We start from the raw sequence: 14,805 nt of genomic DNA on the forward strand, positions 1-14,805 counted from the left end.
TTAGTCATTCGGATTAATAATCGCCAAAACTTGATGGTCTTCCCATTTTCCGTTGATCTTTACATTTTTCAAAGCGATTCCTTCTTTATGAAATCCGGATTTCTCTAACACTCGAATGGAACCAATATTATGAGGCATGACACCGGCTTCTATCCGGTGTAATTTCAATTCATTGAATGCATATTTCACTAGCAGTTTAGCCGCTTCAGTTGTGTAGCCCTTCCCATTGTGCTTTTCATCTAAAAAATAACCGATGAACGCACTTTGAAGCGAGCCTCTTAGTACTTGAAATAGATTAATAGTACCAATTAAGAGACCATCATTTTTAAAAATTCCAAACGTATATGTCTGATCATTTTTACTATCTTCTTCATATATATTTATTCGGTTCAATTGAGATTGGACCGTATAAAAATCGTCATTTCGTTCCATCGAAAACTTTTCGAAAAAACTACGGTTAACAGTTTGCAATGTAAGGAGTGCTTGTGCATCTTCTGTGGAAAATGGTCTAATATAGATGCTTTCACCTTTAAGGCTCGAATCTTCCTTCCCCAATTTCAAATGCAGAACCATATGTTCATCATTATAATGAATACCGTTCACTTTAAGGGCATTTTCTTCAAATCCATACACTTTAAAACCTAATTGGGTATAAAGATTTTTCGCCTTTTCATTGCTTGCCATCACTGATAAATTAATTTTTTCAATCTCTTCCATCGTTTTAGCTTTATTGATCGCCTCTACCATTAATGCCTTACCTACGCCTTGTCCTTGTTTCTTGGGCGTGACATACATCGCAAAAATATTTGCTCGATGCCGTATTTTCTCGGCACTTTCTTGAAGTAAGGTGACTACTCCGATTAGTTCATCATCATCAAATGCACCAAACGTAAAGTTTCCTTCTGTGGTAAAGTTACGGGCAACTTGCTCAATGGGATTTTCTCTTTTTATGGCATCCTCATAACTTGTTAAAAATGCCTCTGGATTTTGCTTGAGTGCTTCTAGTCTTAACTTCCAATACCTCTCTGCATCAGATGTATCTAATAATTTAATTTTCAAAATGATCCCCCCTTTAATCCATTTTGTGTTTCTCTTTTTACCTAAAATTTTCCCACAACAGATTGCTACTCTTATTAATTCTATGAATATAATTCCATTCCTGTTTATTGCTCGGAAAACGTAAAAAGCCGAGATATCATCTACATCTTGGCTTTTAGGCCCTTAATTATTTTTCTTTGGCAATTTCTGTTCTATTAGGGGCAAGTGGCGGTTGCTCCAACCACTTATTTTGTTCCATTATGTTAAACCATTTTTTGGTTACGTACAAATTTTTCAGAATAATGGTTTCATACGCTGCAACGAGGTCTGATCTCATGGAAGATGCCAAACCTGTCCCATGATAGGCTTGCGCAACTTGTGACAAGAAACCTATATGATACATCATTAACTTATCGGAAAAAGGAGACATTGTTGAAGTGGTCACTTCCGTTTCCATGGAACGAGGAACTGGTAAATGCTCTGCCTGCAGGATTTTTGAAAAGGTTGCGATATGCTGCTCAGCCACGTTTTGCGACTTTGTCATAAACTTCCTTACTTCTGTTGATTGAGCAACCTGACTAAATCCAATACAAAGGGCTTTACTCATCATACTTTTCTTTAGGTTTAAAAAAATACTGATGATTTCAATGGATGCTAAACTTCTCCCTTTTCCAAAAAATCCATCGATGAAATCATTGCTGGAGATAAACTCAGGGTTCACGGAAGGATAAATATAAGGGTCGCGCTGGAAATGCCCTTTCTCGAGCAATAGCTCAACGGTTTGGTGGTACATCCTACTTCCATCATTTAAACATGAATCGAAAAAATGGCGTAAATCTGCTCTGACAGAAACACATAAGGATGTTGAATGACCTATAAGCCCATGCAGGGTCATGATATGTAAGTAATTTAAGCAAAATATATCAGTAAATAATCTCTTTGCACCTTTATTGATATCATATACAGTAAATCCAATCGGAACCGGAAAGCCCTCACTCTCTAAAAAAGCAGCGGCTTGTTTCTTTTGTCCTCCGAAGGTCTGAATGGCATCCTCAAAAATGGCCTTTATTGATTGATCATCAATAATGGAGACCATATATCTATTTACCACGTCAGTCATAGTTCCATTTATATATTGTCCCCAAAGTGAACCTATTTCGGAAGCTGTGAGTCTTAAATTTCCCTTATCCATATTTTCGCCACCTCAATTGTATTATTTACCAATGAGCGAGGGTTATGAATTATTTTGTGTTTAAGGTTAATAATTACAGTGATTTACAAAAACCTACATAAGTTATTGCTCGAAATGAAATGATATAAGCAAAAACAAAGAGGGTAATTACGTGAAAAAGATCCTGATTAGTTTATATATAAGCTTACTTTTCATCTCGGTAAGTGTACATCCACTGACCCCCATTCATGAAGTAAGTGCACAACACAAACCGATTCCCTCCTATGCCAAGTGGGGTACATTAGCACTAAAGAAAACTCATGAAAAATATCCGCATGCAAAAATAATTGATTATCTCCACATTGGAAGAACGAGTGGACCACAAACCTCCACCGAAAGGTTCAAGCTTTGGTTAAAAGAAAACAATAGGGAATTCGGCGTTTTCATCACAATTGAATTTAACAAGCAGACCGAAAAGGTCCTTAAAGTAACTTTTGAGGAGACAGCAAGGTAATTCCTTTTGAAGGTTGATTTAAAACGCCTAGTAAGACAGGATTCTATAGGAATTTGGATATTGTTGGCTATGACCTGATTGATAAAAAATAAGAACATTGTTAAAAACCAAGTAAACCACTAAGAAAAGTTTCTACTTAGTGGTTTTGTTTATAAATAGTAAGCCCTAGTGCATAATTTCCATTCTTAGGAACAAACTATATTAATCCAGTTACTATCGGAGTGAATAATATGCATAATTCATATTGGTATTATGCTTTACTGGTTCTCAGCACTAGTTTATTTTGTTTTATACTATTCAAAAAAAGAAATACGCAAACTCTATTCCTATTATTAACCATGATTGGTATAGGATTTATTATTGAGACCATCATCTTTAATTTCTTAGCATGCTATAAATACAACCCTAATTTTATCCAGCATAATACATTTTATGACAACAATTTGGGGGCATTTGTCTCAAATGCCTTTTCTTTACCCATAGTTGCCACCTTAATAGCAACCTTTCATTTAGGCTGGATTTGGATGTTCTTCTTTTCAGGTGTATTTGTCGGGATTGAATGGTTATTTTTAAAGCTCCATATCTATTCCCATAATTGGTGGAGGTTAGGATATACTGGGTTTGGACTCCCCTTTTATTTTGCGATGTCGAAAGTTTATTATAAATGGATTAAACCACCTTCAAAAGGGCTCAAGCATAATTGGATGCTTTATTTAATTATTGGCTCCATATCTTGCAGTGCCCATATACTTCCGATCATCTTCTTCTCGAATCGAATATACACTCCTGGGTGGTTTGAAAATTCTGGACGGGATTCGATTGCCTTAGCAGCTATTTTCTATTTATGTGATAGTCTGTTTTATTGTCTAATGAGTACCCTTAAATGGAAAATAAAGTGGGGCAAATATATCTTAGCAGGATTACTTATGTATGCGGTGAACCAAGTTCTGATCGAATTTGGGATCCTTCATAGTTTGGTATGGTGGGACCAGCCGTACTATGTGGGTCTATCTTTATTACTTACCCTTATTACGGGGATTGTTAATAAAAGATTGTATAGGGTCCCCTATAAAGAGCAAGCATAAAAAAGCTGTAAATTTATATATTACAGCTTTTTTGAAAAGGAAGGACAATTAGCAATTAATCATTTGGTCCAAACACCCTATTTCTGATATCCGGTGTTTCCCTCATTTCTATTCGTTTCTCTAGCGTGGTTCTCATCCCTGGTGCAAGCAATTCACATTGGGAAAGTTCACGCATTTCCTCGATATTTTGTTTCTTAGCATGGATAATTTGATTGCACTTTTGAATGGTCCATTGTGGATATGGTCGGTCAACCAAAGTAAACGTCTGCCCATCTTCAACAAACCCCTCTGTTAACACTCGAAAGTACCAGCCGGTTCTGCCCGTATTTTGTAATAATAGCGCCAAGTTTTTAACTTTAAAACGGCGGGCTGGTTTCCAGCAGGGCTGCCTTGGCTGTGATACCTGTAGAACAGCCCCGCCAATCTGGAAAGTATCACCAATAGAAATCTCCTCCTCGTTTATTTGTTCCATGACGAGGTTCTCCCCCATTGCGCCGGATGTTATCTCAGATATCCCTAGTTCCTTTTGCCAATGGGTGTAATTTTCAAATCCATAAGCAAATACAGCTTTTTCCGGCCCGCCATGATGTTCCAAATCCCATTGTCCATCACCGTTTAAACCCGTTTTCCCGACCCAGACAGGTCCTTCAACCAACTCTTTAAAAATGGCGCTTGTCCATTCTCGATCCATAGGATTCTTTGCCTCTTTATTTCCGACCGTTTTTGGTAAACCTACAAAAACTTGTTTTAGAAAAATACTCATCTTAATTTCCTCCTAAAAAAACTGCCAATATTTTCAACATATGTATTCATTCATGCATCAGTAATATGGCCTCTTCATCAAGTCTTCTATATTTAATGGGCCTTTCTTAGATTATTTTAATTAAATTCGCTAAGAATAATGAATACACCTTCCTGCGTTGTCATGACTTTATTAAAAAAAGCGCTTGCATTTTTTGATATGTATCTTATAATACTTGTATACAAGTATACTCGTATAACAAGAAGGTGAATCAATGACAGAATCAAAGGAATTCTTATATCCCGCAAAATGGCTTTTAAAAGCTTCTGCTGGTGAACGTGTCACCTGTGAGCTAAGAATGCGAATAATTTCAGGCCTTATTGAAAGCGGTACCACCCTATCAGAAAATAAATTAGCTGCCGACTTTGATGTAAGCCGTTCCCCTATTCGGGAAGCATTAAAAACTCTTGCATCAGAAAATTTGATCCGTTTAGAAAGAATGGGTGCCGTCGTAATTGGTTTTACCATTAAAGAAATAGTAGAAATTTATGAAGTCCGATTACTGATAGAAACGTTTGTATATGAACGGCTTGTGAAATTAGACACCAAAGAGTTAGTTAAGGAACTGAGTAAAATACTCGAGATGATGAAAATTGCCATCAAATATCATGATGCCGATGAGTTTTCATATCAAGATGTCTTATTCCATGAAACAATTATTCGAGCGATTAATCATTCCTACATCATGATGATCTGGAATAATGCAAAACCTGTAATGGAAGCTTTCATCCTATTGTCGATGCGGGCCCGCTTCGAGGAAAAATACGATGACTTTCCACGTATTGTGGACAATCATCAACTTTATATTGATGCGATCGATGCGAAAAATAGAGACCTGATGATTCTCTCTTTGCATCAAAACTTTGATGATGTTGCAGGAAAAGTAGAAGACCTTTGGAGGTCTCAACTAATGCTTTACAAAGGAGTTGTACAGGAATAATGACAAGCTATATGTTAGGGTTAGACATCGGTACAACAAGCACAAAAGCTGTTTTATTTACTGAAAAAGGCGAAGTCATCCAACAAGAGAATATCGGTTACCCACTCTATACTCCTGATATTTCGACAGCCGAACAAGATCCAGAAGAAATCTTTATGGCAGTGGTACAAACCATTTCGAGGATCATGAAAAATCATCCCCAAAAAGAGATTTCATTCATCTCATTTAGCAGTGCGATGCATAGCCTCATTGCCATGGATGAAAATGACCAACCGCTGACACCTTGTATTACTTGGGCAGATAATCGCAGTGAGGCCTGGGCACATAAAATAAAAAATGAATTAAATGGGCATGAAGTCTATAGACGAACAGGAACGCCTATTCACCCGATGTCGCCATTAAGCAAAATCACGTGGATTGTGAATGAACGTCCCGAGATAGCCGAAAAAGCAAAAAAATATATCGGAATAAAGGAATATATATTTAAAAAGTTCTTTGACCAGTATGTTGTCGATTATTCTCTTGCTTCTGCCATGTGCATGATGAATCTCAAAGAATTAGATTGGGATAAGGAAGCAATAGAGATCGCTGGTATATCACGTGAGCAATTATCTAAGCTCGTGCCAACCACCGAAATTTTTACAAACTGTAATCCAGAATTAGCAAAACAAATGGGCATTGATCCTCTAACTCCCTTTGTAATTGGTGCAAGTGATGGCGCCCTTTCCAATCTTGGTGTAAATGCGATTCGAAAAGGTGAGATTGCCGTAACCATTGGAACAAGCGGGGCAATTCGTACCATCATTGACCAGCCGCAAACCGATGAGAAAGGAAGAATCTTTTGCTACGCATTAACGGAAAAACATTGGGTTATCGGCGGGCCAGTAAACAATGGCGGGATGGTCTTTCGCTGGATTAAGGATGAGTTTGCAGCTTCAGAGGTAGAAACCGCGAAAAGACTAGGAATTGATCCATATGAAGTATTAACCAAAATTGCAGAAGGTGTAAAACCGGGGTCCGATGGATTGTTATTCCATCCATATCTTGCTGGTGAACGTGCTCCCTTATGGAATCCAGACGTGCGTGGATCCTTTTTCGGCTTAACGATGGCACATAAGAAGGAACATATGATTCGATCTGCGCTCGAAGGTGTTATTTACAATTTATACACCGTATTTTTAGCATTAGTTGAATGTATGGAGGGACCAGTGACTCGAATCCAAGCAACTGGTGGCTTCGCAAGGTCAGAAGTTTGGCGTCAAATGATGTCTGATATTTTTGACTTGGATGTAGTCGTTCCAGAAAGCTACGAAAGTTCTTGTCTCGGTGCTTGTATCTTAGGCCTATATGCTACTGGGAAAATCGAATCCTTTGAAGTCGTTTCTGAAATGATTGGCAGTACCTATAAACATACACCTAAAGAAGAGGCTGCAAGAGAGTATAGACAATTATTGCCGATCTTTATTAATTTATCGAGAGTATTAGAAGAAGATTATACACGAATTGCCAAATATCAACGAAGTATAATTAGAAAAGCATAAGTCCCAGTTTAGCGGCTGCCACTAGCCGCTTGGCTGTTTACTTGCATATTGTTTTTAAATCATCATTAATTTTTGGGAGGAATTATTATGCCATTGGTCATTGTAGCAATTGGAATTATCGCATTACTTATTTTAATCATGGGCTTAAAATTAAACACTTTTGTCTCACTCATCATAGTCTCGTTCGGTGTTGCTTTAGCACTTGGAATGAAACTAGACGATGTCGTCACAACCATTGAAGCTGGTTTAGGTGGAACACTTGGTCATTTAGCTTTAATCTTTGGACTTGGTGCAATGCTAGGTAAGTTAATCGCGGATTCTGGTGGCGCACAACGGATTGCGATGACCCTCGTCGATAAATTTGGAGAAAAAAATATTCAGTGGGCTGTAGTCGTATCTTCGTTCATCATTGGAATTGCTTTATTCTTTGAAGTAGGACTAGTTTTATTGATTCCAATCGTATTTGCCATTTCAAGACAATTAAATGTTTCTATTTTATATCTAGGTATTCCAATGGCAACAGCTTTATCGGTAACACACGGTTTCTTACCGCCACACCCAGGGCCAACTGTCATCGCAGGTGAATATGGTGCAAATCTTGGTGAAGTATTACTATATGGTTTTATTATTTCGATTCCAACTGCTATTATTGCCGGACCTATATTTACAAAGTTTGCCAAAAAAATCGTACCTGCTTCATTCACAAGAACTGGTAATATTGCCTCTCTAGGTGAACAAAAAACATTTAAACTTGAAGACACACCAGGGTTTGGTATCAGTGTATTTACCGCAATGCTTCCTGTTATTTTAATGTCAATTGCTACAATTATTACTTTGCTTCAAAAAACAATGGGCTTTGAAGATAATACCGGACTCGCCATTATCCGCTTTATTGGCGGTGCCTCTACTGCGATGGTCATCTCTTTATTATTTGCTATCTATACAATGGGCTTGGCAAGAAAAATTCCAATCAGAGATGTAATGGATTCTTGTACATCAGCCATTAATGCTATTGGTATGATGCTCCTAATCATCGGCGGCGGCGGTGCTTTCAAACAAGTATTAATTAATGGCGGTGTAGGTGACTACGTAGCTGAATTATTCAAAGGTACTTCCATATCACCGATATTACTTGCGTGGATTATCGCGGCAATTTTACGAATTGCCTTAGGATCTGCCACTGTTGCAGCATTAACAACTGCTGGTTTAGTAATCCCAATGTTGGGTCAAACAGATGTTAACCTTGCATTAGTCGTCCTTGCTACTGGAGCGGGTAGCTTAATTTTATCTCACGTTAACGATGCCGGTTTCTGGATGTTCAAAGAGTATTTTGGTTTAAGCATGAAAGAAACATTCGCAACATGGACATTACTTGAGACAATTATTTCCGTTTGTGGATTAGGATTTATTCTTTTACTAAGTTTATTCGTTTAATAATCGTGACCAGCAGCAGAAGCTTTATTCATTATCTGCTGCTTGGTTATCTAAAGGGCAGGGTCCCCCCTCTTATACTTAGAATTCACTAAGTATTAAAGCGGCGGATTTACTGCCTTTTATTTTTATGGCTATGTTAAAGCTTATTGTTGATTTTGGCACCCTGTTGATTGGAGTGGAAGGCGCTACGCTCCTGCGGGAGGACGGGGCAGGGGAGACCCCGCAGGAGCGCAGCGACGAGGAGGCTCCCCGAACCGCCCGCGGAAAGCGAAGCGCCTGGAACGGAAATCAACAGGCAAGTTTAACATAGCCATTTTTATAAAAAGGAGAAGGAAGTTAAATGGACAATACAATTGGAGTTATTGGTTTAGGTGTAATGGGCAGCAACATCGCCTTAAATATGGCGAACAAAGGTGAAAAAGTAGCTGTCTATAATTACACGAGAGATTTAACAGATAAACTTATACATAGAATTGAAAATCAATCGATCGACCCGTACTATGACGTGCAAAGTTTTGTTCAGTCCTTAGAAACCCCAAGAAAGATCTTTCTTATGGTCACAGCTGGTGCCGCGATAGATTCTGTGATTTCTTCATTAGTACCTTTTCTTGAGCAAGGTGATATGATCATGGACGGCGGCAACTCCCATTACGAAGATACAGCCCGAAGATATGATGAATTGAAGACTAAAGGAATTGATTATTTAGGGATTGGTATTTCTGGTGGTGAAGTAGGCGCATTAAATGGCCCGTCAATCATGCCTGGCGGAGATAAAGAAGCTTATGAAAAGGTTGCTCCCATTCTTACAAAAATAGCAGCCCAAGTCGATGGGACCCCATGTTGCACATATATTGGTCCAAAAGGTGCAGGGCATTTTGTGAAAATGGTCCATAATGGAATTGAATATGCTGATATGCAATTGATTGCTGAAGCCTATACCTTTTTAAGGGATAGGTTACAGTTATCTGTGAATGAAATTGCTGATATCTTTGGAACATGGAATCAGGGTGAACTGAAAAGTTACCTAATCGAAATCACGGCAGAAATTTTAAAGAAAAAAGATGAAAAAACAGATTTACCACTGATCGATGTCATCCTTGATAAAGTAGGGCAAAAAGGCACAGGTAAATGGACAAGCATGCAAGCGATAGATAACGGTATCCCCCTATCAATCATTACCGAGTCATTGTTCGCCCGGTATGTATCTTCATTAAAAGAGGAACGGGTCATAGCAGAAGATATATTAGCAGGCCCAGGAATGGACCAGCAGGCTTTAGATAAGAATTTATGGATTGAGTACGTTAGACAAGCATTATATATGGGGAAAGTTTGCGCCTATGCCCAGGGTTTTACACAATATAAAATGGCATCTGATCTCTATGACTGGAATTTACCATTAGAAGAGATTGCACTTATTTTCCGGGGCGGCTGTATTATTCGGGCCGAGTTTTTAAACGTAATCAGTGAAGCCTATCAGAGTCAAGTAAATCTGAAGAATTTATTAATCGCACCATTTTTCGCTGAAAAAACAAAAGAGTATCAATCAGGACTAAGGAAAATGGTATGCGAGGGTATAAATTCCGGTATCGCCTTTCCATGTTTAAGTACTTCCCTTTCTTATTTCGATAGTTACCGAAACGGCCGTTCAAATGCCAGCCTTTTACAGGCACAACGGGATTATTTCGGTGCCCATACGTATGAGCGAACTGATATGGAAGGAGTCTTTCATACGGACTGGAACTAATAGATAGAGGTATGCCTACTCCTTTCCAAACCATTAAAGGCCTATGCTCGATTTGAGTATAGGCCTTTGGTTTTCTTATTTAAATGGAATAATCAGCAGGAATAAAAACCTTTAATTGTTTTGGTTTTACAAACACTTCTTCCCCTGACTTTAGATTAAGGCTTCGAAATTGCTCCTTTCTTAATTCCACTTCTAGGTACTCGCCATTATCTTTTCGAATCAGTTCAAGTTGGACGGTGGCGCCGACTAAATGAATATAATTAATTTTTGCAGCAACTGAATCCAGGCTAGCCTCTCTTTCGATACTTATATCATGCGGTCGAACGTAACCGACTGCCTCGGTATTCTCTGTTGCGGAGAATTCGGGTGCATCGACTTCAAAATTACCGTGTTGTAATTTCCCTTTATGGAGGCGCCCTTTAAACAAATTAACATTTCCTAAAAAGTGATAAACAAAAGGACTGTTTGGATTTTCATATACTTCCTCTGGCGTGCCGATTTGCTCAATCTTCCCTTCATTCATCACGACAACTCGGTCGGCAACATCCAGCGCTTCCTCTTGGTCGTGCGTCACAAAAATGCTCGTAATCTGGTAGTCATCATGGAGCTTTCTTAGCCATCTGCGAAGATCTTTGCGGACTTTGGCATCTAACGCACCAAATGGTTCATCTAACAAGAGAACCTTGGGCTCAACAGCCAGTGCTCTCGCTAATGCCACCCGCTGCCGCTGGCCGCCTGACAAATGGGAAGGATACCGTTCAGCAAAGGCTTCTAATTTTACTAGCTTTAGTAATTCCATGACCTTTTCTTTTATTTCGGTTTTGGAAGGACGCGTTTTCCTTGGCCGGACTTTTAATCCATAGGCCACATTTTCAAAAACAGTCATATGACGAAACAAGGCATAATGCTGGAAAACAAATCCTACTTTCCGCTCCTTTGTACTGATATGGGTCATGTCTTCTTCTCCGAACAAAATGGCTCCCTGATTCGCACCTTCTAAGCCTGCGATGATTCTTAGAAGTGATGTTTTCCCAGAACCAGACGGACCAAGAAGAGCGACGAGCTCCCCTGTTTGAATATCAAGATTAATTTGATCGAGGGCTTGAAAGTTCCCAAATGATTTTGAGATATTTTGAATTTGAATGCTCATCTTAGTGAACTCCTTCTCCAGGTTCAAATGATTTTTTTGCTTTCCATTCAATGACATTTTTTACAATCAAGGTTATGATGGAAAAAAATGACATTAAGGAAGCAACCGCAAATGCCGCGGAAAATTGATATTCATTGTATAAAATTTCAATATGGAGCGGCATTGTATTCGTCATTCCTCGGATATGTCCTGAAACGACCGAAACAGCTCCAAACTCCCCAATTGCTCGAGCACTACAGAGAATAATCCCATATAATAGTCCCCATTTAATATTCGGCAGAGTTACCAAAAGGAATGTCTTCCAACCGCTCGCCCCCAGTGTCAAGGATGCTTCCTCATCGGCCGTCCCCTGAGTTTGCATCAATGGAATGAGTTCCCGGGCGACAAAGGGCAATGTCACTAAAAGTGTTGCCAGGGCGATTCCGGGTACTGCGAAAATAATTTTGATATTATGGTCGATTAACCATTGTCCAAATAAGCCATGCGCACTAAATAATAGAACAAATACCAATCCCGCGATGACTGGGGAGATGGCAAATGGCAGATCAATAATCGTAATCAGTAGACTTTTTCCCTTAAAATTGAACTTGGTTACGACCCAGGCGGCAGCCACGCCAAAGATGGCATTAAGTGGCACGGTAATCAAGGTAATGATCAAAGTTAACTTGATTGCAGATAATGCATCTGGATTGCTAACGGCCTCTAGGAAAACGGCTATACCCTTATCAAAGGCTTTTATAAAAATGGCAACCAATGGTAGCACCAAAAACAAACCTAAAAATGCTAATGCGAGTGTGATTAGTAACCAGCGTACGAGTCCCGGTTCTGAATTGCGGGTTGTAGTTTGAAGCGGTGTACTGGAATATTGGATTGGAACATTTCCGGCCATAGGTACCTCCTTCTGGACTTAAATTTATATCCTCTTTTTAGACGAGTCCGTAATGGTTCTTTGTTAGAATATTGTTGCTAATTTTGATTTCGCTGATATATGGCTTAGATTCGCTGATAAAACCTCATTTTCGCTGATATATGGCTTAGATTCGCTGATAAAAGGTAATATTCCGCTGATAAATTTTATAAACTCGTTGATAAGGTGTAATTTTATACTAAGTTAGACTTGAACGTCGTTAAAAACTAACAATTTTACGCAAACAGCGGATCATTCACTTGGATACAAAAGTTTATTTGCGGAAATACCTAGTTTATTTGCGCATCTAGCCGGTTTATTTGCGGATTGAACCATTTTATTTACGTATCGCAAAATCACCCTCTAAAACTATTAAAAGCTATATAAATTTCCGATTCGTCCACCACTGCAATACGTTAATAATAAGTAGAATCGTGAAGGAAAAAATCAACATAACAGCTGCTATCGCCGTAGCACCAGCGTAATCATATTGTTCTAACTTGGTCATGATTAGCAGCGGAGTAATTTCTGTCTTCATCGGCATATTCCCTGCAATAAAGACGACCGAGCCATATTCCCCCAGCGCCCGGGCAAAGGCAAGCGCGAACCCCGTTAGAGCAGCTGGCAGGATTTCTGGAAAAATTACTTTTACAAACGTTTGCGAACGGTTTGCACCTAAACTAGCCGACGCTTCTTCCATTTCTTTTTCTAAGCTTTGCAGGACGGGCTGAACGGTGCGAACCACAAAGGGCAGCCCAATAAATGTTAATGCTAGTGTAATCCCGAGCGGAGTAAACGCCACCTTAAAACTTAAAAACTGCCCAACCCAGCCATTTTCCGTATACAAAGTCGTTAAGGCAATCCCGGCAATCGCTGTTGGTAAGGCAAAAGGCAAATCAACTAGCCCATCAATAATTCTTTTACCAAAAAACTGATAACGTACCAGCACCCATGCGATTAGTACGCCAAAAATAACATTAATAAATGCTGCGAAAAAGGCTGCACCGAAACTCAGTTTATAGGAGGCAACTACCCTCGGGTCAGAAATCGTCCCCCAAATTTTCGACCACTCTACGGTCATAGAATGAATAAATATCATGGATAATGGCAGAATGACAAGGATGCTTATATAAAACATCGTAAATCCGAGCGAAAGGCCGAATCCCGGCAGCACACTATTTCTTTTCACTTTTAAACTTGCTAAACGAGCCATGAGGTTGACCCCTTCCGGATAAGATACATGTAGGGCATCCCCATCACACCTGATGAAGGACACCCGTCTAACTGAACTACTTACTATGGCTGGTAAATCTGATCAAACGTCCCGCCATCATTGAAGTGTGTCTCCTGTGCTTTTTTCCATCCTCCAAAATCTTTGTCAATTGTTACTAAATAAATTTTTGGAAAGACATCTGCATACTTGTCAAGAATCGCTTGATTACGGGGGCGATAATAATTCTTTGCGATAATTTCCTGTCCTACATCACTGTATAAATAATTTAAATAAGCCTCAGCAACTTCTTTAGTTCCCTTTTTCTCGACGTTCTTATCCACCACAGCAACTGGCGGTTCGGCAAGAATACTTATGGATGGGACGACAATCTCAAACTTGTCTTTTCCTAATTCATTAAGTGTTAAGAAAGCCTCGTTCTCCCAGGCAATCAAGACATCACCAATGCCTCGTTCAACGAATGTAGTAGTTGCTCCGCGGGCACCAGAATCTAATACTTCAACATTTTTATATAGTTGGCTCATAAACTTTTTAATTTTCGTTTCATCCCCATTAAATTTATCTTTTGCGTACGCCCATGCTGCTAAGTAATTCCAACGGGCACCACCGGATGTCTTTGGATTTGGAGTTATGACCGAAGTTCCCTTTTTCGTTAAATCGTCCCAATCTTTAATCCCTTTTGGATTCCCCTTTTTAACTAGAAACACAATCGTTGACGTATACGGAGTCGAGTTATCCTTAAGGTTCTTTTGCCAATCCTTCGAAAGTAAGCCGCCTAAGTTTGCAATCTCATCGATATCATATGCCAATGCCAGCGTAACAACATCTGCCTCAAGACCATCGATGACAGCACGTCCTTGCTTCCCTGAACCACCATGTGACTGTTGAATAGTTACCTTCTGACCTTTTTCCTTTTCCCAATACTTAGCGAATTCTCCGTTAAACTCTTCATAAAGTTCTCGGGTTGGGTCATATGAAACATTTAATAATTGGACAGGTTCTTTTGTTTTCGCGGCCTCTTGTTTGGTCCCCCTATCTTTTTTCTCAGTGCTTTGATTACTAGGCTGACTGCTGCACCCTGTCAGAATAAGAGCGATAAGAATAAGCACGGTTGTGAATTTGTAAGCTAGTTTCATTTGTGATTTCCTCCTTTTTTTTAAACAAAAAAGGCTACCTATTTTTAGGACTATCGCTTAAAGGTCGGTTGTCTGCTTTTCGGAGTTAAGATAAGTCCGGTGAGCAACAATC

Annotated in this window: 13 protein-coding genes and 1 pseudogene; 6 read left to right on the forward strand and 8 right to left on the reverse strand. The window is 39.3% G+C overall.

The features are described from left to right. From J7E77_RS16345 to J7E77_RS16355, 3 genes and pseudogenes are all read right to left on the reverse strand, one after another. Positions 1 to 573, reverse strand: a complete 573-nt coding sequence (locus J7E77_RS16345) for a GNAT family N-acetyltransferase (RefSeq protein WP_214715889.1) — start codon at positions 571 to 573, stop codon at positions 1 to 3. Between the two features lie 9 nt (positions 574 to 582). Next, positions 583 to 1,059, reverse strand: a pseudogene (locus tag J7E77_RS16350) (GNAT family N-acetyltransferase); the annotation flags it as partial. Positions 1,060 to 1,225: 166 nt separating this feature from the next. Further along, positions 1,226 to 2,230: a DUF3231 family protein gene (locus tag J7E77_RS16355; protein WP_214715742.1), complete on the reverse strand. Its 1,005-nt coding sequence runs from the start codon at positions 2,228 to 2,230 to the stop codon at positions 1,226 to 1,228. A 151-nt stretch (positions 2,231 to 2,381) separates the two neighbouring features. Here J7E77_RS16355 and J7E77_RS16360 point away from each other — a divergent pair, with 151 nt between their 5' ends. After that, positions 2,382 to 2,723, forward strand: coding sequence for a DUF3889 domain-containing protein (locus J7E77_RS16360; RefSeq protein WP_214715743.1), 342 nt, complete (start codon positions 2,382 to 2,384; stop codon positions 2,721 to 2,723). Between the two features lie 230 nt (positions 2,724 to 2,953). Continuing rightward, positions 2,954 to 3,808, forward strand: coding sequence for a hypothetical protein (locus tag J7E77_RS16365; protein WP_214715744.1), 855 nt, complete (start codon positions 2,954 to 2,956; stop codon positions 3,806 to 3,808). Positions 3,809 to 3,863: 55 nt separating this feature from the next. On the opposite strand, the gene J7E77_RS16370 is transcribed toward J7E77_RS16365, so the two are convergent. Beyond that, positions 3,864 to 4,571 carry an MOSC domain-containing protein gene (locus tag J7E77_RS16370; RefSeq protein ID WP_214715745.1) on the reverse strand — a complete coding sequence of 236 codons (708 nt, stop codon included), beginning with the start codon at positions 4,569 to 4,571 and terminating at the stop codon, positions 3,864 to 3,866. A 253-nt stretch (positions 4,572 to 4,824) separates the two neighbouring features. On the opposite strand from J7E77_RS16370, the gene J7E77_RS16375 reads away from it, so the two are divergent. From J7E77_RS16375 to gnd, 4 genes are all read left to right on the forward strand, one after another. Beyond that, the gene (locus J7E77_RS16375) at positions 4,825 to 5,550 is read left to right on the forward strand and encodes a GntR family transcriptional regulator (protein WP_214715746.1); all 726 of its coding nucleotides are present in this window, start codon (positions 4,825 to 4,827) and stop codon (positions 5,548 to 5,550) included. After that, complete coding sequence (gntK, locus tag J7E77_RS16380) at positions 5,550 to 7,091, forward strand: gluconokinase (RefSeq protein WP_214715747.1); 1,542 nt, start codon at positions 5,550 to 5,552, stop codon at positions 7,089 to 7,091. Before J7E77_RS16375 ends, gntK begins: the two co-directional genes overlap by 1 nt. 87 nt (positions 7,092 to 7,178) lie before the next feature. Further along, the gene (locus tag J7E77_RS16385; RefSeq protein WP_214715749.1) at positions 7,179 to 8,525 is read left to right on the forward strand and encodes a GntP family permease; all 1,347 of its coding nucleotides are present in this window, start codon (positions 7,179 to 7,181) and stop codon (positions 8,523 to 8,525) included. Positions 8,526 to 8,865: 340 nt separating this feature from the next. Further along, complete coding sequence (gnd, locus tag J7E77_RS16390) at positions 8,866 to 10,269, forward strand: decarboxylating NADP(+)-dependent phosphogluconate dehydrogenase (protein WP_214715751.1); 1,404 nt, start codon at positions 8,866 to 8,868, stop codon at positions 10,267 to 10,269. Positions 10,270 to 10,348: 79 nt separating this feature from the next. On the opposite strand, the gene J7E77_RS16395 is transcribed toward gnd, so the two are convergent. The 4 genes from J7E77_RS16395 to J7E77_RS16410 all read right to left on the reverse strand — a co-directional run bounded on the left by J7E77_RS16395 (position 10,349) and on the right by J7E77_RS16410 (position 14,693). After that, positions 10,349 to 11,419 carry a sulfate/molybdate ABC transporter ATP-binding protein gene (locus J7E77_RS16395; RefSeq protein ID WP_214715753.1) on the reverse strand — a complete coding sequence of 357 codons (1,071 nt, stop codon included), beginning with the start codon at positions 11,417 to 11,419 and terminating at the stop codon, positions 10,349 to 10,351. A 1-nt stretch (position 11,420) separates the two neighbouring features. Beyond that, positions 11,421 to 12,308, reverse strand: coding sequence for a sulfate ABC transporter permease subunit CysW (cysW, locus tag J7E77_RS16400; protein WP_214715755.1), 888 nt, complete (start codon positions 12,306 to 12,308; stop codon positions 11,421 to 11,423). Positions 12,309 to 12,705: 397 nt separating this feature from the next. Next, a complete protein-coding gene (gene cysT, locus J7E77_RS16405; RefSeq protein WP_214715758.1) occupies positions 12,706 to 13,539 on the reverse strand; it encodes a sulfate ABC transporter permease subunit CysT in 834 nt (277 codons plus the stop codon). Positions 13,540 to 13,622: 83 nt separating this feature from the next. Beyond that, positions 13,623 to 14,693 carry a sulfate ABC transporter substrate-binding protein gene (locus tag J7E77_RS16410; RefSeq protein ID WP_214715760.1) on the reverse strand — a complete coding sequence of 357 codons (1,071 nt, stop codon included), beginning with the start codon at positions 14,691 to 14,693 and terminating at the stop codon, positions 13,623 to 13,625. Positions 14,694 to 14,805 lie beyond the last annotated feature (112 nt).

The sequence above is a fragment of the Bacillus sp. ISL-77 genome (assembly GCF_018613105.1).